Source organism: Janthinobacterium sp. BJB301 (assembly GCF_002735685.1).
Lineage (GTDB): Bacteria > Pseudomonadota > Gammaproteobacteria > Burkholderiales > Burkholderiaceae_D > Janthinobacterium > Janthinobacterium lividum.
Window position 1 is genome coordinate 1,926,234 of the sequence record NZ_PDZJ01000001.1, and the last position, 21,288, is coordinate 1,947,521.

Sequence of the window (21,288 nt, forward strand, 5' to 3'; positions counted from 1 at the left end):
AATGCATAAAATCATTATCGTCGGCGGAGGCCTGGCAGGCAGCCTCAGCGCCATTTATCTGGCGCAACGGGGGCACGATGTCCACGTTGTCGAAAAGCGCGGCGATCCGCTGCTGGAGAATGCCGCCAACGCCGACCCCGTCAACTCGCGCGCCATCGGCGTGAGCATGACGGTACGCGGCATCAAGGCCGTCCTGGCCGCCGGCATCAGCAAGCAAGAGCTCGACCAGTGCGGCGAACCCATCGTCGGCATGGCATTCAGCGTGGGCGGCCGGCACCGGATACGCGAGCTGACCCCGCTCGAAGGCCTGTTCCCCCTGTCGCTGGACCGCACCGCCTTCCAGCGCCTGCTGAACCGGCATGCCGCCCTGCACGAGGTGAAGTATTACTTTGAGCATAAATGCCTGGATGTCGACCTGGAAAGAAAGATCGTGCTGATCCAGGGCCCGGACGGCGCCTTGCAGAAGCTGCATGGCGACCTGATCATTGGCGCCGACGGCGCCCACTCTGCCGTGCGGCGCGCCATGCAAAGCGGCATGCGCCGTTTCGAGTTCAGGCAGAGTTACTTCCGCCACGGCTACAAGACGCTGGTGTTGCCGAACGCGGCGGATCTGGGTTTCAGGAAGGATTTGCTGTACTTCTTCGGCATGGATTCCAAGGGCCTGTTTGCCGGCCGCGCAGCCACCATCCCGGACGGCAGCATCAGCTTTGCCCTGTGCCTGCCCTACACCGGCACGCCCAGCCTGGGCACGCTCAACCGCGAAGCCATGGCCGATTTCTTCAGCCGCTACTTCGGCACCCTGCCGCCGGACCGTCGCAAGGAAATGCTGGACCAGTTCATGGCGCTGCCCAGCAACGACCTCATCAATGTCCGCTCCAGCACCTTCCACTACAAGGCCAATATCCTGCTGATCGGCGATGCGGCGCATGCCACCGCCCCGTTCCTCGGACAAGGCATGAACATGGCGCTGGAAGACGTCCACGTCTTCGTTTCCCTGCTGGAAAAGCACGGCAATGCCCTGGGCCCTGCCCTGTCCGAATTCACGCAGCAGCGCAAGGTGCAGGCGGACGCCATGCAGGACATGGCGATCGCCAACTATGAAGCGCTGAGCAATCCGAACCTGATTTTCTTCCTGCAGACGCGCTACACGCGCTACATGCACAAGAAATTCCCCCGTGTTTATCCGCCAGACATGGCGGAGAAACTGTACTTCACATCGGTTCCTTACGATGAATTGCAGCAAATCCAGAAGAAACAAAACGTTTGGTACAAACTTGGAAGGGTAAATTAATGAAAATTCTCGTCATCGGCGCAGGCCCCGCAGGACTGCTCTTTGCCAGTCAAATGAAACAGGCCCAGCCCGGCTGGGATATCAGCATTACGGAAAAAAACACCCCGGAAGAAGTGCTGGGCTGGGGTGTGGTGCTGCCGGGGCGGCCGCCGCGCCACCCCGCCAATCCGCTCTCCTACCTGGAGCAGCCGGAACGGCTCAATCCGCAGTTCCTGGAAGAATTCAAGCTCGTGCATCACGACCAGCCCAACCTGATGAGCACCGGCGTTACCCTGTGCGGCGTCGGACGCCAGGCCCTGGTGCAAGCCCTGCGCGCCAAGTGCGTGGCGGCCGGCATCGCCATCCGTTACGAAACGCCGCCGGCGGACAAGGCGCAGCTGGAAGCCGAGTACGACCTGGTGGTGGTATCGAATGGCGTCAATTACAAATCGCTGGAATTGCCGCCAGCACTGGCGCCGCACATCGATTTTGGCCGCAACAAATACATCTGGTACGGCACCACCCAGCTGTTCGACCAGATGAACCTGGTGTTCCGCAGCAATGAGCACGGCATATTCATCGGCCATGCCTACAAATATTCGGACACGATGAGCACCTTTATCGTCGAATGCAGCGAAGAGACGTACGCCAAGGCCGGGCTGGAGGCGCTGTCCGAGCGCGATGCCGCCGCGTACATCGCCAAAACGTTCAAGGCCGAACTCGGCGAGCATGGACTGCAGAGCCAACCGGGCCAGGGCTGGCGCAACTTCATGACCCTCAGCCACGACCAGGCCTGCGACGGCAAGTTCGTCCTGCTCGGCGATGCGCTGCAATCGGGGCATTTTTCCATCGGCCATGGCACCACCATGGCGGTGGTGGTCGCCTTGCTGCTGGTCAAAATCCTCAATACCGAAGACGGCAAGGCCGCCGCACTGGACAGTTTCAATGCCCGTGCCGTGCCCCTGGTGCAATTGTTCAAGGAACACGCCAACAGCAGCCGCCTGTGGTTTGAAAGCGTGGGCGAACGTATCGAACTGAGTAATGCAGAGCTGACCGCCAGCTTCGACGCCCGCCGCAAGGACTTGCCGTCGCTACAAGAAGCGCTGATGGCCAGCCTTGGCTACGCGCTGGGCCGCTAAGGGAGATACCATGCCGACACACGTCTCCCCGCCGCTGCTGCCGATGCAATGGAGCAGCGCCTATGTCTCCTACTGGACGCCGATGCAGGCGGATGACCAGGTCACGTCCGGCTATTGCTGGTTCGACTATGCGCGCAATATCTGCCGCATCGACGGCCTGTTCAACCCCTGGTCGGAAAAGGAACATGGACACCTGCTGTGGATGTCGGAAATCGGCGACGCCAGGCGCGAACAAAGCCGCAAGCAGAAAGTGGCCTACGCAAGGCAAGCGGAGGCGGCTGGCGAGCAGCTGCAGGGCACGGCGCTGGCCGATGAGGTGACCCCGTTCCATGAGCTGTTCCTGCCGCAGGCGGTGCTGCTGGACGGCGGTGCCCGTCACGATGGCCGCCACACCGTGCTGGGCCGGGAGGCGGACGCCTGGGTAGTCGAGCGGGCGGGCAAGCCGCCATCGGTCTTTTACCTGGAGGCCGGTGGCAACCGCCTGCTGCGCATGGTCACCGGCAATGACCCGCAGCACCTGTCGGTACGCGACTTTCCCAACCTGTTTGTCGGCGACATTCCGGACAGCGTCTTTACGTCTTGCAACACCTGACCGGGCCGTGGCGCGCGCAAGGGCCGCATGCGGCCGGAGCGCGCCACGCCTGGCAAGTGTTTTTGTTATTACTCTCGAAGGATATTGATATGCCGCTGGTTGTTTACATTTTGGGGTTGACGATCTTTTCGTTAACGACATCCGAATTCATGGTGGCGGGCATGATGCCGTCGCTGGCCCTGGCCATGGACGAACCGGTGACACGGATCGGCTATCTGATCTCGCTCTACGCCATGGGCATGGTCATCGGCGGACCGCTGAGCACCATTGTCCTGCTCAAGCTGCGCGTACCGAACAAGAAAGGACTGCTGTGGCTGCTGGGCTTTTATGTCCTTGCCCAATCCGTTGCCGCATCCGCCACCAGCTATGACATCCTGGCCATCGCGCGGGTGGTCACGGGCGTGGCCGCCGCCACCTGCTTTGGCCTGTCCCTGGCGATCTGTGCCGACATCGTCGCTCCCAACGCGCGCGGACGCGCCGCCGCCGTCGTGATCGGCGGCCTCATGCTCGCTTCGGTGGTGGGCGTGCCGGTCGCCACGCTCATCGACCAGCACCTGGGGTGGCGCGCCAGCTTCTGGCTGGTGGTGCTGCTGGCGCTATTGTGCCTGGCGCTCATCACCGTGCTGGTGCCGCGCGCCAAGCCATCCGAAGTCGTCAGCCTCGGCAATGAACTGGGGGAGTTCCGCAACCGCCACCTGTGGGCAGCGTACGCCAGCAGCGGCCTCATCATCGGCGCGATTTTCGCGGCGTTCAGCTATTTCGCGACCATCCTGACGGAAATTACCGGTTTTCCAGCATCTTCAATCCCCTGGCTGCTGGGCATCTACGGCGTCGCCAACGTGGTGGGCAATGGCGTGGTCGGCCGTTATGCGGACCGCTACACCACCGTCATCATGGTGTGGGGCATGGTCATACTGAGCATCAGCCTGGCGCTGTTCGCCGTCTTTGCGCACGACAAAACCATCAGCGTCGCCTTGCTGGTCGTCACGGGCCTGGTCGGCATGTCGATGAATCCCGCCATCATCGCCCGCGTGATGAAAACGGCCCATCCGGGGCCGCTGGTCAACACGGTGCACACGTCCGTCATCAACATCGGCCTGGGCGCCGGTTCCTGGCTCGGCGGCCTCGGCATCGCCGCCGGCTACGGCTTGCGCTCCCCGCTGTGGGTCGGTGTCGCACTGGCCGTGCTTGGCCTCATCAGCTTGCTGCCTTACCTCGGGCACAGGTCGCGCGATTCGGTATTGTCGCATTAGCGGCTGAAGGGCGGCTGGCATTGCCAACCGCCCTTCAGCCCAGCCCCGATGCGGAACGCCTTGTTTCCATCGCGGGATGCTGCTGCGTCATCGTTTCGTTCCTGAGCGGACGGCAACCTGTCTTGACGGCCACGCCCAATCCCGGCAAGATCATGCCGCTGGCGGACAAGCTGCCGGCAACAGCTATCCTCTAGGACTGGAGCGACCACCATTGGGCCAGGAATATTCCACGGCGATGCGCGACCTGCTTGCCGCGCGTGACATCAGGCATGCCCGCACGCCCCCCGTCAGCGGGCTGACGCGGCAGCATTTCAGCGTCGCCAGCGAGCACAAGGAACTGCAGCTGCTGGCCTGGCGCGATTATCTGGGCCGGTTTCTTGACTTGCAGGTACGGCGCCAGCAGTTGGACAATGGATTTCACGCAGAACTCGACACTTACCTGCTGCCGGACATGGCGTATCTGGATAGCCGCACGGATGCGGTGACCCAGCTACGCAGCAATCAGCGCATCTCCACCGACAGCATGCGCGATTTCGTCTTTCACATCGCCGTGCAGGGCATTATCGAGACCAGCACGGCACGCCCCAGCGCTAAGGCGCAGCAATACACGCCAGGCATACTGGCCCTGGACATGAACCAGCCCATGAGCATGGCGCGGCCGACGCGGGCGCATGTACTGGCCTTCTTCCTGCCCCGCGCCGCGGTCAGCGCGCACCTGCCCGATGCCGAAGCCATCCACGGCCGCATCGTCGGCTATACCACGCCGCTGACGCGCATGCTGCCGGGTTACCTGAAGATCCTGTGCCAGCGCCTGCCAGCGCTGCCGGCAGACCAGCAAGAGCAGACGATACGCACCTGCGCCCGCCTGATCATTGCCGCATTTGCCAAGCAGCAGCGCCTGGAAGAGCATGGGCGCGCTGCCGCCCGCGCCGCGCTGCAGGGACAGATCGAACACTATATCCAGGCGAACCTGCACGAGGAACACCTGACGCCGGACGGCGTGATGCGGGCATTCCCCGTCGCCCGCTCGACCATCTACCGCCTGTTTGAATCCCAGGGGGGCCTGGCCGCCTACATCCGCCATTGCCGCCTGCGCGACGCGGCACATGAACTGACCAGCATGCGCCATCTTGCCGTGACGCAGATCGGACTGGGACTGGGATTCAACAGCGCCTCCGATTTCTCACGCGCATTCAGCCGCGCGTATGGCATGTCGCCGCGCGACTACCGTGAACAGTTCGGAATGATATTTCCTCAAAATAATATTTTGAAAAAGTGAAACAGGGTGTCAAGTCGGCGTGAACCAGGGAGGGAGAATCAAGCTCCCTACACGCCCGCGACAGCTGCGGGGCCGGTTCCTACTCTCGACGGAGTTCAGCGCCCATGCTTAACGACAACAACGATGCCAGCGACGCCACCCTCGCTCTGGCGCCATACAATGAAAAGGCGAACGCCGCCATCGTCAAGGCGGTACGCGCCAGTGACTGGACAAGGACGGCGGTGCGCTACGGTGAAATTTGCTTGACTTTAGGCAAGCCGGAGGAGTTTACCGAAGTCTGGAGCCAACTGGACCTGAGCAAGTTCCCCCCCGACCTGAATAACATGCCGTGGATCGGCCTTTACCAGTTCACGGGCAGCGGGCAGCGCGATGCGAATTGCCTCCCTGTCGGCGATATCGCGGTGTCCACCAGACTGGCTCCGCCGTATCAGCCACCCCGGGCGTCTCCCATGTTTTACCTGTCACCGTGCCCGGAAGCAACGCCTTCCGCCCTGGGTCCTGCATTGGCGCATCCGACGGGGTTCCGTTTTCTGGTCAATGACAGAGGCTCCAAAAACCCCAGGGACATCTGCTACTGGCAACCCATTGCGCCGGATGGCTATTACGCGCTTGGCATCTGCTTTAACCCCAGGGAGCCGGACATAAGCAAGTATTGGTGCGTAAGAAAAGACCTGTGTATTTCCGTCGACAAGATCCGGGTGTGGCAGGAACACGGATGGCAAGGCAGCGGCAGCGTGGAAGCGCCGAAGGCACGGCCGGACAAATGGAAGGATGTTCAGGATGGATACGTCCTGTTGTCGCCGCTGGCGTATACCTATGGCGGCTTGCCGGCATTTTACCTGCGCCTGCCCATGGCCTGCCTCGACGTGGAGCCATTTGATTTTCCCGCCCCGCAAAAGCCGGAGCTGGACCCCGCAATTGTGGTCAACCACAAGCTGAAGGCCGGCTTGAGCCCTGTCGTGATCGTCCCGTTTACCGCCATCCCCGGTGACGCCAGCAACGTACCCGACCAGCCTTACACGTCGCCCTTCTACTTCATCGCCGCCCAGCCTTACTATTTTTGCTACAACGTTTTATCGCCGACCGGGGGCGGCACCACGACGACAACCTACCGCGTGGGCGTAACGAAAGAAGAATCCACGACCTTCGAGCGGTCGACGTCGATCACCACGAATGTCGAGGTCGGTGCTGTGTTCGAAGGTCCCAGCGCCTCGGCATCCCTCTCCATGACCAACACGTTTTCATTGACGCAGCTGAGCGGCCGCACGGAAGAGACCAGCGTCGAATACTCGGAACAGCTGATCTTCAAGGAAACAGCGCGTGTATGGCAATGGCAATTGCTGACCGACCTGGTGGTGACGCGCTCGGATGGGACACAGATCAGGCCGATCGCCTACCGGAATCAGGACCGGACCAACATTCCCCCACCGGACAAGGCAAGCCCGCCGGAAGCCATGAAAAATTGAATCGCCTTTCTTTCCCAGCAGTACAACAGTGTGTTTGATATTTCTCATCCAACCAGGAGGTTCATATGAAACTGCAACGTCTGTTTTGCCTTGTCGCCTTGATTTCGGCCGTATCGATGGCGGGTGCCGCCAAGCAGGACAAGGAAACACCCAAGGAAAATGCGGCGGCCGGCCCAGCCACCGCCAAGGCAGAGAAGGATGCCGCCGCGGACCAGGTAGGCCACGCCCCTTGCTGGTCCGCGCGGCAATGCAGCGGCAAATCCAGGCCCAATTTCACGATTGAAGCGTGCAGGCGGGGCAGCTTCGGCAAGTCGTGGGGACTCGCTCCCGGTCCCGGCTGCAGGACTTTCTGACGACGATGCCTGAGCCTGCGCTGCCTGGCGGGCAAACTGGCTGCGTGTATTGCGCCGTTCTAGTTGCTGACTGGACTGATGCGTCGTGCCCGCGTCGCCAGCCAGCACAGGATGGCGCCGCCGCATACCATCGCCGAGCCTTGCCAGAAGGCCAGTGACAGCGGCGTACGCAGCAGCAGCGACGACAGCGCGGCGGACAGCACGGGGATGAAATACGAGGCGCCGGCCAGGATCGTGACGTTGCCGTGCAAAATGCCCACGTTCCAGGCGCCGTAGCCAAAGCCCATGGCGCCAGCGGCCAGCAGCAGGTAGATGACGGCCTCGGAAGTAAACGCCATGGGGCCGCCACCTTGCAGCAGGTATTTGATCCACAAACTGATGGAAACGAGGATAAAGAACAGGGTCACGCCATTCTTGCCCTGCGCGATGCGCGCCGTCACCGTGCAATATGCGGCCCAGATCAGCGCGCCGGCAAAGGCCAGGCCATAGCTGAGCGGGTTGCCGCGCACGTTGGCCACGGTGCCGGCCAGGTCAAAGCCCTGTTCGCCGCCCAGTACCCAGCAGATGCCGGCGACGGACAGCAGGAAACCCGGCACGATGAGGAAATTGCTCTTCTGTCCATTGAACACGATGGCCGCGACGATGGTGAAGGTTGGCCACAAATAGTTCACCATGCCAACCTCGATGGCCTGGCGCGCCGTGCCCGCATAACCTATCGACAGCGCCAGGCACAGTTCATAGGTGACGAACAGCAGGCTGCCCCAGACCAGATAGCGGCGTGGAAATTCGCCCGGCCGCGTATAGCCCACGGACAGCAGCAGAAACACCGAGGCCACGCTGTACATCATCGCCGCCCCGCCCGTGGGTCCCAGCAGGTCGGTGACGCTGCGGATCAGCCCGATAATCGAGCTCCACAGCAGGATGGCGCCCAGCCCGGTCAGGGTGGCCTTGTTGGTATTTTTCATGTTCATGTCATTCAGGTGATGCAATCAAACGCCCGGTGTCGTTCGCCAGGGCAATCCGCAGTGACAATTGTTGAGATTCCATCAATTATTTGCGGATACTATGTCTTTCAATAACTAAACTTAAACAGGTGCATTCATGTCCGTTCCCAAGTTAGTGTCCGCCAGCCTCGCCGTGTTGTTCTGCGCCACCGCAGCCGCCGGCACGCCAGCCTACCAGCCCTTCCCCAAGGGCTATGGCTATCTGGAACCGGCGGAAACCCGCGCGCTGCAGACGGCCGTAAAGACTGGCGACAACGCCGTCGTGCGCGCGCACGGCTGGCGTTTGTGGGCGGGCATCATGCAACCGGCCGCTGGCCTGGACTGGCCAGTCTGGTACACCTGGCCCAACGGCACTGACGCGTTTGCGGACACCGCGGCATTGACCGCCACGGCGGCAACCGACACGGCGGGCGCGAAGCCATCCAAGCGCCACATGGGCCGCCTGGGCGCAAGCACCTTGACTCCCGTCAACCTGAAAAACACGCCAAGCTACCCGATTCCGGAACAGGTCATCAAGGCCTATCCGCGCGCCATCACGTACGCAAAGGATGGCAAAGTCAGCGGCATCCTCGATGGCATCCACTTCGCGTTCAACGGCGATATCATGATCGCGACGGAATCGCTGAGCAAAGAGGCGCTCGATTTCATCCGCGATCCCAAACAGCCCGTCTACAAGAAAAGCACCCTGGACGCACTGTACAGCAAGGACGACCCTGCCAAGCGCGTGCATAACCTGAATGCGCCAGCCAGCTATGTCGTGACCAAACACATGTATTGGCCAGTGAAAGCCAAGGGTCTGACCGCCTTGCCCGTGTGGCACGACGACTTCAGCGCCAAATATACCGGTTATGCGGGCTACGAACAGTGGCATACCGCCGTTGCCATCGACCCGGACGGCAAGCAGGTCGGCCAGATGGCGAAGGTCAGCTACCTGCATGGCGTGTACAAGCACGGCGGCACGACGCCATGGCCAAGCATCACCAAACTGGCCAAGGTGTACGGCTTGCAGGACTTCTACCACCACAAGGTAAGCGACGCGGACTGGGCCAGTTTCGACGATGCCGACAAGGCCATCATCAACGCCGCCAGCTACTGGCTGAACGGCCAGTCATTCGGCGCAGGCGACTACCTGGTCACCGTCGCCATGCACATCAATACCAAGGAAATTCCCAGCTGGGGCCTGCAAAGCGTGTGGTGGTCGGACCGCCCCGACAGCATGCCATACGCCGCCAACCGCCCGGCCGACATCCAGGCCACGGGGCCATGGAAACACTATCTGCTGACGGAAGCCTACGGCATCCCGGAAAAAGGCAATCCGGCACTGCTTCCCGTCGCCACCAACCCGTACATCGAACTGGTGACGCACCCCGTCGGCACCAGCTGCTACACCTGCCACGCCAACGCGGGCTGGCCCAGCAGCTTTAAAGCCATGACACCGGGCGTGGCCAGCTATCAAAATCCACAATGCCCGAACCTGCGCGCCTCGCTCAACCCCAGGAGCTCCTGCCTGGCACCGTTCACCCTCACGGATTTCCAATGGATCATCCCGGATCGGGCGGTGGGGAACTAAGTAGGTCGTGGGAAATTATTGTGAAGTTATGACGAACAGAACCGGATGCTCTGCAAGGCGCCCGCTGCGACGCAGTGCAAGCACTGCTAGCAGCGGGCAACACCGCAGAGCGCCGGTTATGGAAGTCAGAAATGACAATAATTTATTACGCCCTACTTAGCATACGCAAGAAATTGCCGCAGTGTAAATTGATGCCGGGAGGCGCATCCTGACGATGCAGGCCGCCCCCTGAACAGTCATCTTTTCCCATACGCCATCATCCCGCCGAGTTCCTGGCCGCCCTGCTCAACAGCCAGCCCATGGTTTTTCATAGCCGCTACTCTCTGGTGTAAGATGGCGCGCCGGCATGACGTCGAGGTAAGGTCCGTCGATGTCTGTACGAGAGGATGGGAAGCATGCCTGGAGCCGATGGCGGACGGCAGACTGGCGGTACGCCTTGGTTTGAATAATATCAACGGGATGGTGAAAGAGGCGGCCTGGCGCATCGAGGAAGCCCGCGCTGCAGCCCCTTCAAAAACACGCGCGATGCGGGGATATGAAGGCCCTGGCGTCGGTCAATGCCCTGGTGACGCTGACGGGCAACCGGCGCATGGCCATGTAGGATGCCGCGGCGAGCGTGCCGGAGCGGGATTTGATGCGCGCGACGACCATTGCCGAACCCGTGCTGGAGCTGGCGCCGCCCACGGAAGCCGATGACATCGTGGCGGACCACCGGCATGTCGGCCTGACAGTGGGCCGGCATCAGCTTGCTCTCTTGCGCGAGCGCCTCAATAAAATGCGCTTTGTGCCGTCAGATATCCTGAACACCTTCAGCGATGGCCAGCTGGCCAGGGGCTGCGTACCATGACGTGAAGGTATGACGTACATGCTGTTTCCTACGTGGTAATCAATGGCAAAAAGGTCTGCTTTGGAGCTATTGTGTTGAAGAAGTCAAACGGCAACAATTTCTGAAGGTCTCAGACCTTCAGGCAGTCGCTGATCGTTCAACAGCGGCAGTTCTGGCCAGTCTGGGTTGGCAGGATTTCTATCGTAACGTCAACGTACCCGCGTTTTTCAACACAATAGGCCATAAGCGGTCACTCGTGCGAGCAAGAAAAAATGGAAGATAAAATCATGCTCTTGCGGAAGATTCAATCAGCTATTCAGCAGATTCAGCCTCTGGCAGCGAAAGGCTGGCCACCTGGGCAATCTATCCTACGACAACTAGGTTGGAGTGAGGGATTTGTGTCTGGAGGTCCTTCCGACCCAGCGCCAGGGCCGCTGTCCATGGGATTGATTGCCACTCGCGAACTCGACATGTACGGCGACAATCCCGATCTCGCCTTGTTGATCAACGATATCCAAGACGCTGTGAATTCACTTCATTGATCCGCCTACTTCGGTAATTCTATGACCGCTTCGGGTTGCAGAGCAGACATTCGGCTATGCGGGCGCGTTCTTCAATGCGATTTTCATCTTGAGCCGCTCCCGATTCCTTCCAACCGCACCTGTATCAATTCCAGTAAAGCCCGAACCCGCGCAGTCACGGAATGACGATGGCTGTACACGCCAAGCAATTGCAGCGGCGCAGGGCATAGGTCCAGCGGCACTTCCTGCAATCGGCCCGCGGCAAGATCTTCCTGGCATGGATAGGCCGCCACTATCGCAAAGCCGATGCCTTGCCGCGCGCCCGCCAATGCCAGTTCTCCGCTGTTAACGCGATAGCGGCTACGCACGGATACCCTCACGATTTCGCCTGTGGCGTCGAGAAACTGCCAGGGCTGGCCCTTTAACGCACTCAAGGTGGTAATGCAAGGCAATGACCTAAGTTCGCGCACTTGGCGCGGTATCCCAGTTTTGGCTAGCAGGGCGGGCGACGCAACCACGATGCTGGGCAGCGTAGCGAGTTCGCGGGTGATGAAGGTACTGTCGTCCTGGCGCCCACGATGGAAGACGATGGACAGGTCCATGTCTTCCCGGAGAGCTTCGAGACCGGTCAGGCGCGTATCGCATTCCAGCTCGACGCCGGGATGGAGGCTGCAGAATTCGGCCAGGATAGGAGCTAGCAGCCTTGGCGCTTCGCCTGGCATGCACATCCTTAGGGTGCCGCGCAGTTCACGCTGCACTGCGCCAAGCTCTTCCTCGGTGGAGAGTAAGGCGTCAAGCAAGGGTTTTGCGCGTTCGTAGAGTAGCCTGCCAGCTTCCGTCATGCGCAGATGGCGGGTGCTGCGTTCCAGCAGGCGGACGCCCAGCATGCGTTCCAGCGAGGCGACGTGGCGGCTGACGTTAGAAGATGGCAGGGTCAGCAGGCGTGCCGCGCCGGCAAAGCTTTGTTCATCGACGACCGCCACGTAGACACGGACGGTATTCAGGTCGAGGGCATTGCGCATGATTATCCCGATTAAGGTATGAAAGCCGCCCATTTTCACATACTAGTACTCCACAGTGGCGGAATTTAAGATGCCGTCTCGTCCGATGTATCGCCGTCGGCGGCGCGTCGGGACGGGTTGAATAGGAGAGCTTCAGCATGGAAATCGGAATACTTGGCGGCGGCATTGCAGGGTTGAGCGTGGCGCTTGCCTTGAGCAAGCTGGGGTACAGTCCTCGCGTATATGAGCGCCGGGCGGGGCCTGCGACGATGGGGGCTGGCGTTACGCTCTGGCCCAACGCCGGCTTTGTGCTAGAGGAACTGGGGCTGCTGCAAGACATCGCTGCAGTGGGAGGCCGGCCAGTGGCCATGCACCGCCAGGATGCCGCGGGCAATTCTTTGGGGGGCATCGATATTGCGCTGCTAGACCAGATTATAGGACATCCGACCCATACGATTTTGCGCCGGGACTTGCAGGCGGTACTGCTGGATCATGCGGCACAGGCCGGGATCCCGGTAGAATTCGGGCATCGGGCGGTGGCGATCGACCTCGATGCTAGCGGCAAAGCCGTAGCGCGGTTCGAAAACGGGGTAAGCATTCGTCCGGATCTGCTGATCGGCGCAGATGGCCGCATGGACTCGGTGGCACGCCGGTTCGTCGCGGGGGACAACACGCCAGTTTATCAGGGCTTCGTGAACTGGGTGGGTGTGGCGCAGGGAGAGAGTGCCTTGGTGGACGATATCGCGATTCAGGATTATTGGGGTTCGGGTGATCGCTTCGGTTGCGTGGCGGTCCGGCCGGATTTGGTCTACTGGGCGGCGGCGCAGGCACGGCCATTGCCGGGGGCTGCGCCCGCAGCGGATATGCGTAAGGAGATTGAGGATCTGTTCGCGGGATGGCCGGAGCCTGTCACCCGCATCATCCAGGCGACACCGGCGCATGCCATCCGACTGATTGCCGTGCACGACTTGGAGCCGCTGCACACGTGGAGCCGGGCCAATGTGCTGCTCGTGGGGGATGCGGCGCACGCGCCGTTGCCGACATCTGGCCAGGGCGCCTGTCAGGCGCTGGAAGACGCCTGGCATCTGGCGCGGTGTCTGGTTGGGGCGGACGGCTGCCTCGATGCAGCCTTGCTGCGCTTCGCGGAGATCCGCGGGCCGAAGACCGCGAAGCTGGCCGAGCAGGGTCGCGTTTTCGCGCGCGGTCTGTTTGCCACTGATCCTGAAACCTGCCGCATTCGCAATGAGCGCGCCAAGGCGTCCGATCCCTTGCGTGACGTGCATGCCTTGGCAGCAGGATGGGCGCAGGGTTTGCCAATGGCCGGCTGCACGGATGGCACGCCGGTGGACAGCGTTGGCTCCGGCAGTCTGTACCGTCTCTGAATATCTCCCCTGCCCTGATGAGACTCTTGCCGCGTTTTAGCAAAAGCCGGCCTTTGAATCGCCACCAGTAGCGCATGCAAGGCGCTCTACTGTTGCATGAAGGATCTTCTTCATGCAACAGCCTTAAAGAAGCGCAAGATCACCGCAACGGTGCGCGGCGGTGGCGTGTCGTGGGAGACCGGGCGGCAACGCGGTCTTTCAATCATCTGAAGATCCCACCGGAAACAGATGTTCAGCCATGAAATCAACGAACGCCCGGACTCTGGGCAACACTTGCCGATTAGACGGCCACAATAGCCAAAAGGTACTGGACGAACCGGACCATTCGTCCAGCACCGTCACCAGTTCTCCGCGATCCAGGGCCGGCCTGACCGCGAAATCCGGCAGGTAGGCAATGCCGTGGCCCTGGATGGCCATATGCCGCAGGGTCTCGAGGTGATTGCTCGTCATGCTTGCGGCGGGGCGCATGTCGACGTCCTCGTCGCCGCGCCGCAGGCGCCATTTTTCCAGCAGGCCGGTGCTTGGGATGCGATGCAGCAGGCAAGCGTGCCGGGCGATGTCCTCGGGCCGTTCGGGCGTACCGTACCGCTCAAAATAGCGTGGCGCGCCCACGCAGACAAAGCAGCTGATCCCCAGGCGCTTGCTCATCAGGCGGGAATCGCTCAAGTCTCCAGTGCGCACTACCGCATCGAAACCTTCGTCCACGACGTCCACCAGCCGGTCGCTGAAATCCAGGTCGAGTTCGATCTGCGGATAGTGGCTGGCAAAGGCCGACAACACTGGCCACATCAATCCGCTGACCAGCGGCAGGCTCACCCGTAGTCGGCCTTGCGGGTTTGTCGTCGTGCTGGCCAGTTCATTCTCGGCCGCCGCGATCTCGGAAAGGATACGCCGGCAACGGTCGAGGAACAGCGCGCCTTCCGCTGTGAGGCTCACGCTGCGAGTACTGCGCTGGAACAGGCGCACGCCAAACTTCTGCTCCAGCCGTGCTACTCCCTTGCTGACCGCCGACGCGGAGATACCCAACCGCTGTCCCGCTGCCGCGAAGCTGCGCAATTCGGCGACCTGCACAAAGATCGTCATGCCGCTGTGGCTATCCATTCCACCTTCCAATTGATGACCAATCAGTCATGTTAATCATGATATCTGCACTATTTTTCCATGAATAGTTCCATTGTATCCTCAGTTATACAGTAGGGCTGTCGCGGCATTGCCGCCACAGCCATGAATCCGAGAGCGTGAGTCACTCTCGGAGGAAGCCAGGAGTGACTCGCCATCTTTAAGGGATACCTGATGAGTACCACCACCATCGCATCTGCGCCGGACGCGAGGGTTCATAAGACCCCGCTGATCGTGACCGGCTGCCTGACCGCTGCGGTCATTCCATTGAGCATTGCCAGCCCCGCTGTGGTCGTTCCCTCGATCAGCCAGGCGCTTGGCGGCAGCGCGGTCGAGCTAAACTGGATCATCAACGCCTACATCCTGACCTACGGCAGTGCGACACTGGCCGCAGGCAGCCTGGCCGACACCTATGGGCGCAAGCGGGTCTGGCTGTCTGGGATGCTGTTGTTCGCCTTGATTACGGCGGCGATTCCCTTCATGCCGTCCGTGCTCTGGATCGACATCCTGCGCCTCATCCAAGGCCTGGGCGCGGCAGCAGCCTTTGCGGGCGCGATGGCTGCGCTGACACAAGAGTTCGATGGACACGCCCGCACTCGCGTATTCAGCCTGATCGGTACGACTTTCGGTGCTGGAGCGGCATTCGGCCCATTGATGGCTGGCCTGCTGATCGACACCCTTGGATGGCAATGGGTGTTCTTTCTGCCGGCGCTCATCGCCATGCTGGCATCCGCACTCATTGCACCATTTGCCCGCGAGACGCGCGCCCCCGACGCCACGGGACTGGACTGGCCCGGCGCCATCAGCTTTACCTCCGGTCTGGCCCTGCTGACCTACGGCATCATTCTTGCCCCCGGGCGAGGTTGGAGCCATGCCTGGGTCCTGGCTTGCCTGGCGAGCGCCCTCATGTTGCTGGCCGCCTTTGTCGTCATCGAACGCAGGCAGACCAAGCCCATGCTCGACCTGTCTCTGTTCGTCAATGCCCGGTTCGTCGGAGTGCAGGTGCTGGCGATTGCGCCGGCCTATGCGTACATCGTGCTGCTGGTCATGCTGCCAGCCCGATTCATCGGGGTCGAAGGATACAGCGCACTGGCAGCCGGGCAGATGATGATTGCATTGTCCGCGCCGCTGCTAGTGGTGCCCTTCATTGCCGGTCTGCTGGCGCGCTGGATCAACGTTGGCGTGCTCTCTGGCATTGGCCTCGCCATTGCGGCAGCCGGACTTGCCTGCTTGGGCTTGACGCTATCCGGCGATGCGCAAAGCGCGCGTTTGCTGGCGATGCTGGTGATTGGCATCGGCATCGGCCTGCCTTGGGGGTTGATGGATGATTTGGCCGTGAGCGTTGTTCCCAAGGAACGGGCGGGCATGGCGGCCGGAATCTTCAATGCGGTACGCCTGGCCGGCGACGGGATGGCCATCGCCGCCGTAGGGGCCCTGATGTCCGCCAACATTTTCTCTGGACTGGTGGCTTCAGTGCCGAATGGCACATCAGGGCAAGTGGCGAATGCCGACCTGGTCGAAGCATCGAGCCGGTTGGCGATGAGCGATCTACCGAATGCCCTGGTGCATTTGCCGACGGCCGGACGGCCGCTGCTGTTGCAGGTATACGAAGACGCATTCCGTTTTCAGCTTCTTGTCCTTGCGGGCGCTGCGGCAGCGACGGCGATCCTGGTGCTCCTGCTGTTGGGCAGGGTAAGACGGCATGACTGATCGCAAGGAATTAAGACATTTACGTTACTTCCTGGCCGTCGCTGAAGAACGACACTTCGCCCGCGCCGCCGAGCGGCTGCACATCGGGCAATCGCCGCTGTCGCGCCCCATAAAGGAGCTGGGAGAAGAACTGCGTGTTGTGCTGCTCGCCCGCACCACGCGCAGCACACGGCTGACTCGCGCGGGCAAACTGCTCCTCGATCATGTACCGCGCGTCTTCGCCGCCTTGCAGCAGGCACGCGTGAAAGCGGCGGCAAACGGCTTCCACGGCCCGTTGCGCATCGCGTTGCCCGACTGCATCACGCCGTCGCGCTTGAATTGCCACCAGTAGATTAGACTCTCCTGCCCCATAGTCCTTGAAAGATGAGAAACCGATGGATCGTGTTAGGTCCTGGGTGTTCTGCCAGATTCCTGGTGTGCAATCGCGTGGCTACCTGATCCACCGATGTGATCGGGGTTGGGTCTATCTCCCCTGCCCCGCAGAGACTCCTACCGCGCGCTGGCAAAAACCAATCCGGCTTTGGCGGGCTCCGGTAGGATCTCTTCCATGGCTAAACACCTTGCAACGTTATAGCTGAGGTTTTGCGGGGCGCCGACTTTGACTTGATGCGTTGGCGGTAGATCGACAAAGTATTCCGTCATCTCCTATCGATCCAAATTTTGCGCAGCACGGCTTTACCCTGAGCATCTACGCCATGAATCTGAAAAACGTTCTTTGCCAGGTCAATGCCTGCAGTAGTCATCTTCATGGTGGACGCTCCTTTCGGTTAGGGAGATAGCCCCCCTATTTTGGCACCTAGATGCCTGTTTGAAAGAGGGCGTCCATTCCATTAGAACCTTCCGCGATACCGCACGAAGGTTGATGTCGTTCAAAAGTCCGCGTATCGGGGCAGCAAGTCTTGATCGACTAATCGGATTTCGATGGAGTTGGCGATCTTGACGTGCTCGGGATTCTCGTCAGAGAATGGCGCGTCGGTGACACTGACGATGATCGTGCCAATCTGCTTCTTGTCGGCTCCCAGAACCGGCACTAGCGCGCGAGCCTCGGGTACTTGCTGAACAGTGAGTACCCGAGGCAGGTACAACATCCAGCCGATTCCTGGGCGGTCTTTGAAAACCTTTTTGTCAAAGTAGCCGGCCGATTCAATCGTCACGAGGGTGGGATGCCAGAGTACTATGGACTTGTGAATTAGGCTTGTGACGAGTCGCCAATCTTTTGCGAAGGCGCCAGGCTTTGCACGCAGTACCACCATACTTGTTTCCGGTATCGGTCGGCCAACGTACTGAACAGACGCACCTTCGCTGCCGTCGCGGCCATTCCACATGCTGACGATACGCGGGTCCACATCGTGCTTCAAGGACTCAGTCAGCACTGCAATTGCTGCTGTGGTCGGGCCAGCAGGCCCAAAAACTTTGTAAAGGAGCGCTTCTGCTTTTGTGTTGCCTTTGAGAAGCCATCCATCCAATATCGGTGAACAAGCAAGAAGCTCAGGCACGAGCCCATGCAGTTCATCCAGCATCGTCTTGATCTCAAGCGCGCTGGCATGACGGAATATGGTGGTGAATTCGTAGGGACGTTTCATGGATTGAATACCGTTTCGATTGGAAGCCGCATGGTCATGAGTGCTTTTGAGAAAAACCGATAACTTTTAGATTGCATGAAGTACCAGCGGAGTTGAACCGGTGGCATCGCCCACTATCGCCAGCATCCCTTGGAGTTCAAACGCGCATTGGTGGCGCTGCCGCTGCTACCGTGCGCCTCGGTAGCTCGCACCGCCCGCGCACACGGTTTCAATGCCAACCAGGTGTTCAGCTGACGCCGTCTTTACGAGCCAGGGCGCCTCGGCGTACCCGTGTTAATGCGTGACGATGTGATCGGTCGGCGGGGAGTGACCAGCGTAAAGCTGGTCACTCCCATAGTTCCAGAGAGGGGACGGTCGAAGCGTCGAAGTAGGCGGCGTGCCCGTCTCTTACTAAGGCCGTATCAAATCCGGTCAGCGTGCAGTTACTGCAGATTAGGACGATGTACCAAAGGCCACTTGACTTGACCTTGTTGTCGAACAGTGATTATCCCCTGAATGGCAGGATATTTTCGTACCATCGAAGTGAGTTATCCTTCGTCAAATATCGACATAGCGAGGCAGCAAGTCCTGATCGACCAGACGGATTTCAATGGCATTGGCGATTTTGACGTGCTCAGGATTCTCATCATTGAAAGGCTCGTCGTTGACACTTACGATGATGGTGCCGATCTGCTTGTCTTTACCTTGCTCGCCCGTCGCCATGACGGGTACCAAGGCACGGGCTTCTGGCACTTGCTGGGGCGTCAGTACACGCGGCAGGTACAACATCCATCCAACACCTGGACGATCTTTGAAGACTTGTTTTTTAAAATACTGATTACGTGCAACCGTGATAAAGACTGGCCGAAGGCCCCCCGCGATAAGGGACAGTAGCTCTTTCACTCCATCAATACCAAGCCGTTTCACACCTTGACCTTTATCGCTGATCCTGAAAGTCCGGGCGGGCCAGTCACTGTCGCTGAACCCAAGCGCCATAGTCGCGCCCTCACCGTCTCCGAGCTCGCCATTCCAGGCGCTTAGAAATCGGGATGTCTCACCCTTGAACTCGGCCTCAAGTACGGCTTCGGCCGCAGTGGTGAGTTCCCCCGATGCATCGAAGACCGGATACAGAAACGACTTCTCTTTGGTATCTTGCGATAGAAACCAGTTTTTCCCAAATGCCGCAGTTTTATTCAAAAACTGGATAGTGGTCGCGATCTCCTGGACGTTGGGTCGGAAAGCGAGGGAGGTGCGCGTTCCATCGCGCTTATAAGAAGCATTGATTATTGTCATATTTTTATGGAACGTAGTAGGTGGTAATCCCCAACGCAGCTAATTTGGGCTCCATATATTCGTAAGCAAGTGGGGTTTGGAAGTACCATTTCAGCGAGGCCGGCGGGTTACGCATGACAATCTTTGACTGGTCCGTGGCCTGCTTTAACTCCATCCTCACGAAAATATTTTCTTGAAAATCGTACCTGAATTCGCCGTTTGCCTTAAAAAATTGATCATAATCCGCTTTTGCTTCCTGCAACAAGCACAAGCGGGATTGGAAGCCGTCAAAGTCCTTTCCTTCAAACACCCATTCCATCCCAATCAGGAAGCCAGTAATCCGGGCTTGGTAATCGCGTGCTGCTGGCGACATGCTGTGTGGAACAGCCATAAGCGTACCCTTGTCTGGCGGGCACCGGCATCTTTCTTTGGTATCGCTTCGCGTCTCGGCACGCGCGAGGGGGGTGACGCGGGCGTCTTTTGCGTCTTCTGCCTCTTTTTTTCGTTTGCGCAAGGCTTCGTCCGTGAGCACTGCTCCCGCAGCGATACCCAAGGCTAACAAAATTTTTTCCACGACTGCTGGTATTACCAATATCGGTAGCGCACCCATTAGTGCTCTCCTTCCAGTTTTTTATCCATCACCGCGATCAGTTCGTCGAACCTCTGTTCCGGCGTGGCGCCAGGCTTGCGCAGGTAGGCATCAACCAGCGGGTCGTCATGAATCCCAGGCGCGTCGGCCGCCAGATACATCAGATGTACGATATGCGGCGTGGACCTGAAACTGATTCGAATGGCGTAGGTGTACGCCGCCAGCATGCGCTCGATCACGGCCGCCCGGCCTGGCTGGATTGCCATGTCGGCACGCTTGGCCAAAAATTGGTCCGCCACTGCGATGACGAAATCGCTCATGTCGCCGGTTTGCACTGCACGCCATTGCTCCTCACTGAACGTCAGCATCGTGCCTCCCTATGATTGCCCGCTTGCCGTCGAGCAGCAAGTGCCATTCATGAATGTGGCCAAACATCGCCTCCCGCTGTGCCGGCTCAAGTATTTGTGCCAGCTTCACCAACACGCGTGGATCCCAAAAGCGCAGCAGCGCTGCGCGGCCATCCGGTAGCCGTGTTTCCAAGTGTAGTTGCAGCAACTGCGCCAGGCCACCAAGGTCGTGCACGGCGAACAGCCAGGTAACGGAAGGTGTTTCTTGCTCCAGTGCGGCCACGTCTTCAAGAAACGAAGGCGCTGCTCCCGCCACGTCGACCAACCAGGGGCCTGCATGCGCGAGCGCAGCGTCGGGTGTGCCGGTAAATAGCGGGTAGCGCGTCCCATCCTCCGTCATGCGCGTTTGGCGGTGTGTCTCATATTGAACACCGTCGACCAGTGCGTATAAGCACAGCGCCGAGTGATGTTGCTGAAGTTGCTTCAGGCGTTCCAGGACGTCAATCAATATTGTCACTCCCTGATAACGGCGGTCGCGCCAGCGGCGGCAGCAGAAAGCAAGCATTCGAGGCAAATGCCGGAGTCGGTATTTGCGGCGATGTTGCCGGCGGTTTCCATCACGTCATTGTCGTCGACATCAGCCGGGTCGCCCACGCTAGACTGGTCCAACCAGATCGTCGTGATTTGGCCGGAAATCAGTTTTGCACCGCAAGCGGTCGAATCCAAGTGACGCGCATAACCATTGCCAGTGCCGTCCACGACGTCGGCCGGTCCAGATGTGATGGGGAACGTGCCCTTGCATTTGGGGCATACCGTCATGTCGCCGACGCGCGCTATATTCTTGCCATTGATGTCACAGGTAAAATCGGCGCTGATGACCGTGCCGCCATGACTGGTCTTGTCGCCCATGACAATGAAAGGTCTGCTCAAATGATGCTCCTGAATGGGTGCTGCAACGCAATAAGTTGCATTTATAGCATATTTTCCAGATACATCAGGTTAGTACGATTCAAAATGAATAATAATGCGGTTG

General features: G+C 59.9%; 22 protein-coding genes and 1 pseudogene. 14 read left to right on the forward strand and 9 right to left on the reverse strand.

What is annotated here, in order from left to right; all coding sequences use genetic code 11:
* Position 1 precedes the first annotated feature (1 nt).
* The 8 genes from CSQ91_RS08465 (at position 2) to CSQ91_RS08495 (ending at position 7,352) form a co-directional block, all read left to right on the forward strand.
* Positions 2 to 1,291, forward strand: a complete 1,290-nt coding sequence (locus tag CSQ91_RS08465) for an FAD-dependent oxidoreductase (RefSeq protein ID WP_099387968.1) — start codon at positions 2 to 4, stop codon at positions 1,289 to 1,291.
* Entirely contained in the window at positions 1,291 to 2,409 is a 1,119-nt protein-coding gene (locus CSQ91_RS08470) for a tryptophan hydroxylase (RefSeq protein ID WP_099387969.1), read from the forward strand. The genes CSQ91_RS08465 and CSQ91_RS08470 overlap by 1 nt, the downstream gene beginning before the upstream one ends.
* 10 nt (positions 2,410 to 2,419) lie before the next feature.
* The gene (gene vioE / locus CSQ91_RS08475; RefSeq protein WP_034786446.1) at positions 2,420 to 3,001 is read left to right on the forward strand and encodes a violacein biosynthesis enzyme VioE; all 582 of its coding nucleotides are present in this window, start codon (positions 2,420 to 2,422) and stop codon (positions 2,999 to 3,001) included.
* Between the two features lie 89 nt (positions 3,002 to 3,090).
* Positions 3,091 to 4,254, forward strand: a complete 1,164-nt coding sequence (locus CSQ91_RS08480) for an MFS transporter (protein ID WP_099387970.1) — start codon at positions 3,091 to 3,093, stop codon at positions 4,252 to 4,254.
* Between the two features lie 20 nt (positions 4,255 to 4,274).
* Complete coding sequence (locus CSQ91_RS28875; RefSeq protein WP_180278374.1) at positions 4,275 to 4,448, forward strand: hypothetical protein; 174 nt, start codon at positions 4,275 to 4,277, stop codon at positions 4,446 to 4,448.
* A 41-nt stretch (positions 4,449 to 4,489) separates the two neighbouring features.
* Positions 4,490 to 5,533, forward strand: a complete 1,044-nt coding sequence (locus CSQ91_RS08485) for a helix-turn-helix domain-containing protein (RefSeq protein WP_083299785.1) — start codon at positions 4,490 to 4,492, stop codon at positions 5,531 to 5,533.
* 104 nt (positions 5,534 to 5,637) lie between these two features.
* Positions 5,638 to 6,999: a Vps62-related protein gene (locus CSQ91_RS08490; RefSeq protein ID WP_099387971.1), complete on the forward strand. Its 1,362-nt coding sequence runs from the start codon at positions 5,638 to 5,640 to the stop codon at positions 6,997 to 6,999.
* 65 nt (positions 7,000 to 7,064) lie between these two features.
* On the forward strand, positions 7,065 to 7,352 hold the full coding sequence (locus CSQ91_RS08495; RefSeq protein ID WP_034784460.1) for a hypothetical protein: 288 nt from the start codon (positions 7,065 to 7,067) through the stop codon (positions 7,350 to 7,352).
* Positions 7,353 to 7,411: 59 nt separating this feature from the next.
* Here CSQ91_RS08495 and yddG read toward each other — a convergent pair whose 3' ends face one another.
* Positions 7,412 to 8,317 carry an aromatic amino acid DMT transporter YddG gene (gene yddG, locus CSQ91_RS08500; protein ID WP_099388619.1) on the reverse strand — a complete coding sequence of 302 codons (906 nt, stop codon included), beginning with the start codon at positions 8,315 to 8,317 and terminating at the stop codon, positions 7,412 to 7,414.
* Between the two features lie 136 nt (positions 8,318 to 8,453).
* On the opposite strand from yddG, the gene CSQ91_RS08505 reads away from it, so the two are divergent.
* The 3 genes from CSQ91_RS08505 (at position 8,454) to CSQ91_RS28585 (ending at position 11,294) form a co-directional block, all read left to right on the forward strand.
* On the forward strand, positions 8,454 to 9,926 hold the full coding sequence (locus tag CSQ91_RS08505; RefSeq protein WP_099387972.1) for a hypothetical protein: 1,473 nt from the start codon (positions 8,454 to 8,456) through the stop codon (positions 9,924 to 9,926).
* 634 nt (positions 9,927 to 10,560) lie between these two features.
* Positions 10,561 to 10,773: a hypothetical protein gene (locus CSQ91_RS08515; RefSeq protein ID WP_143450983.1), complete on the forward strand. Its 213-nt coding sequence runs from the start codon at positions 10,561 to 10,563 to the stop codon at positions 10,771 to 10,773.
* A 251-nt stretch (positions 10,774 to 11,024) separates the two neighbouring features.
* Positions 11,025 to 11,294, forward strand: a complete 270-nt coding sequence (locus CSQ91_RS28585; RefSeq protein ID WP_034784458.1) for a hypothetical protein — start codon at positions 11,025 to 11,027, stop codon at positions 11,292 to 11,294.
* Positions 11,295 to 11,377: 83 nt separating this feature from the next.
* Here the strand turns inward: CSQ91_RS28585 and CSQ91_RS08520 are convergent, their stop codons facing one another.
* Positions 11,378 to 12,295, reverse strand: coding sequence for a LysR family transcriptional regulator (locus CSQ91_RS08520; protein ID WP_099388620.1), 918 nt, complete (start codon positions 12,293 to 12,295; stop codon positions 11,378 to 11,380).
* 137 nt (positions 12,296 to 12,432) lie between these two features.
* On the opposite strand from CSQ91_RS08520, the gene CSQ91_RS08525 reads away from it, so the two are divergent.
* The gene (locus CSQ91_RS08525; protein ID WP_099387974.1) at positions 12,433 to 13,656 is read left to right on the forward strand and encodes an FAD-dependent monooxygenase; all 1,224 of its coding nucleotides are present in this window, start codon (positions 12,433 to 12,435) and stop codon (positions 13,654 to 13,656) included.
* Positions 13,657 to 13,854: 198 nt separating this feature from the next.
* Here the strand turns inward: CSQ91_RS08525 and CSQ91_RS08530 are convergent, their stop codons facing one another.
* Positions 13,855 to 14,757, reverse strand: coding sequence for a LysR family transcriptional regulator (locus CSQ91_RS08530; RefSeq protein ID WP_099387975.1), 903 nt, complete (start codon positions 14,755 to 14,757; stop codon positions 13,855 to 13,857).
* A gap of 192 nt (positions 14,758 to 14,949) precedes the next feature.
* On the opposite strand from CSQ91_RS08530, the gene CSQ91_RS08535 reads away from it, so the two are divergent.
* Together CSQ91_RS08535 and CSQ91_RS08540 are read left to right on the forward strand one after the other, a co-directional pair.
* The gene (locus CSQ91_RS08535; protein WP_218963725.1) at positions 14,950 to 16,485 is read left to right on the forward strand and encodes an MFS transporter; all 1,536 of its coding nucleotides are present in this window, start codon (positions 14,950 to 14,952) and stop codon (positions 16,483 to 16,485) included.
* A pseudogene (locus tag CSQ91_RS08540) lies at positions 16,478 to 16,801 on the forward strand (LysR family transcriptional regulator); the annotation flags it as partial. The gene CSQ91_RS08535 and the pseudogene CSQ91_RS08540, both read left to right, overlap by 8 nt.
* A 553-nt stretch (positions 16,802 to 17,354) precedes the next feature.
* Here the strand turns inward: CSQ91_RS08540 and CSQ91_RS08550 are convergent.
* From CSQ91_RS08550 to CSQ91_RS08575, 6 genes are all read right to left on the reverse strand, one after another.
* Positions 17,355 to 18,068: an immunity 52 family protein gene (locus tag CSQ91_RS08550; protein ID WP_225317340.1), complete on the reverse strand. Its 714-nt coding sequence runs from the start codon at positions 18,066 to 18,068 to the stop codon at positions 17,355 to 17,357.
* 537 nt (positions 18,069 to 18,605) lie between these two features.
* Entirely contained in the window at positions 18,606 to 19,340 is a 735-nt protein-coding gene (locus CSQ91_RS08555; protein WP_099387976.1) for an immunity 52 family protein, read from the reverse strand.
* A gap of 4 nt (positions 19,341 to 19,344) precedes the next feature.
* Positions 19,345 to 19,929, reverse strand: a complete 585-nt coding sequence (locus CSQ91_RS08560) for a Tox-REase-5 domain-containing protein (RefSeq protein WP_099387977.1) — start codon at positions 19,927 to 19,929, stop codon at positions 19,345 to 19,347.
* Complete coding sequence (locus CSQ91_RS08565) at positions 19,929 to 20,276, reverse strand: hypothetical protein (protein ID WP_099387978.1); 348 nt, start codon at positions 20,274 to 20,276, stop codon at positions 19,929 to 19,931. The genes CSQ91_RS08560 and CSQ91_RS08565 overlap by 1 nt, the downstream gene beginning before the upstream one ends.
* On the reverse strand, positions 20,260 to 20,772 hold the full coding sequence (locus CSQ91_RS08570; protein ID WP_257217263.1) for a DUF4123 domain-containing protein: 513 nt from the start codon (positions 20,770 to 20,772) through the stop codon (positions 20,260 to 20,262). The genes CSQ91_RS08565 and CSQ91_RS08570 overlap by 17 nt, the downstream gene beginning before the upstream one ends.
* A complete protein-coding gene (locus tag CSQ91_RS08575; protein ID WP_099387980.1) occupies positions 20,769 to 21,185 on the reverse strand; it encodes a PAAR domain-containing protein in 417 nt (138 codons plus the stop codon). Before CSQ91_RS08575 ends, CSQ91_RS08570 begins: the two co-directional genes overlap by 4 nt.
* Positions 21,186 to 21,288 lie beyond the last annotated feature (103 nt).

Excerpts from the sequence above, each read along its gene's own strand:
- CSQ91_RS08485 (WP_083299785.1), top strand. The coding sequence starts at position 4,490 with ATGCGCGACCTGCTTGCCGCGCGTGACATCAGGCATGCCCGCACGCCC.
- CSQ91_RS08565 (WP_099387978.1), bottom strand. The coding sequence starts at position 20,276 with ATGCTGACGTTCAGTGAGGAGCAATGGCGTGCAGTGCAAACCGGCGAC.
- CSQ91_RS08525 (WP_099387974.1), top strand. The coding sequence starts at position 12,433 with ATGGAAATCGGAATACTTGGCGGCGGCATTGCAGGGTTGAGCGTGGCG.
- CSQ91_RS08530 (WP_099387975.1), bottom strand. The coding sequence starts at position 14,757 with ATGGATAGCCACAGCGGCATGACGATCTTTGTGCAGGTCGCCGAATTG.
- CSQ91_RS08535 (WP_218963725.1), top strand. The coding sequence starts at position 14,950 with ATGAGTACCACCACCATCGCATCTGCGCCGGACGCGAGGGTTCATAAG.
- CSQ91_RS08560 (WP_099387977.1), bottom strand. The coding sequence starts at position 19,929 with ATGGGTGCGCTACCGATATTGGTAATACCAGCAGTCGTGGAAAAAATT.
- CSQ91_RS08520 (WP_099388620.1), bottom strand. The coding sequence starts at position 12,295 with ATGCGCAATGCCCTCGACCTGAATACCGTCCGTGTCTACGTGGCGGTC.
- CSQ91_RS08505 (WP_099387972.1), top strand. The coding sequence starts at position 8,454 with ATGTCCGTTCCCAAGTTAGTGTCCGCCAGCCTCGCCGTGTTGTTCTGC.
- CSQ91_RS08515 (WP_143450983.1), top strand. The coding sequence starts at position 10,561 with ATGCGCGCGACGACCATTGCCGAACCCGTGCTGGAGCTGGCGCCGCCC.
- yddG (WP_099388619.1), bottom strand. The coding sequence starts at position 8,317 with ATGAAAAATACCAACAAGGCCACCCTGACCGGGCTGGGCGCCATCCTG.
- CSQ91_RS08480 (WP_099387970.1), top strand. The coding sequence starts at position 3,091 with ATGCCGCTGGTTGTTTACATTTTGGGGTTGACGATCTTTTCGTTAACG.
- CSQ91_RS08465 (WP_099387968.1), top strand. The coding sequence starts at position 2 with ATGCATAAAATCATTATCGTCGGCGGAGGCCTGGCAGGCAGCCTCAGC.
- CSQ91_RS08490 (WP_099387971.1), top strand. The coding sequence starts at position 5,638 with ATGCTTAACGACAACAACGATGCCAGCGACGCCACCCTCGCTCTGGCG.
- CSQ91_RS08550 (WP_225317340.1), bottom strand. The coding sequence starts at position 18,068 with ATGAAACGTCCCTACGAATTCACCACCATATTCCGTCATGCCAGCGCG.
- CSQ91_RS08495 (WP_034784460.1), top strand. The coding sequence starts at position 7,065 with ATGAAACTGCAACGTCTGTTTTGCCTTGTCGCCTTGATTTCGGCCGTA.
- CSQ91_RS08555 (WP_099387976.1), bottom strand. The coding sequence starts at position 19,340 with ATGACAATAATCAATGCTTCTTATAAGCGCGATGGAACGCGCACCTCC.
- CSQ91_RS08470 (WP_099387969.1), top strand. The coding sequence starts at position 1,291 with ATGAAAATTCTCGTCATCGGCGCAGGCCCCGCAGGACTGCTCTTTGCC.
- CSQ91_RS28585 (WP_034784458.1), top strand. The coding sequence starts at position 11,025 with ATGGAAGATAAAATCATGCTCTTGCGGAAGATTCAATCAGCTATTCAG.
- vioE (WP_034786446.1), top strand. The coding sequence starts at position 2,420 with ATGCCGACACACGTCTCCCCGCCGCTGCTGCCGATGCAATGGAGCAGC.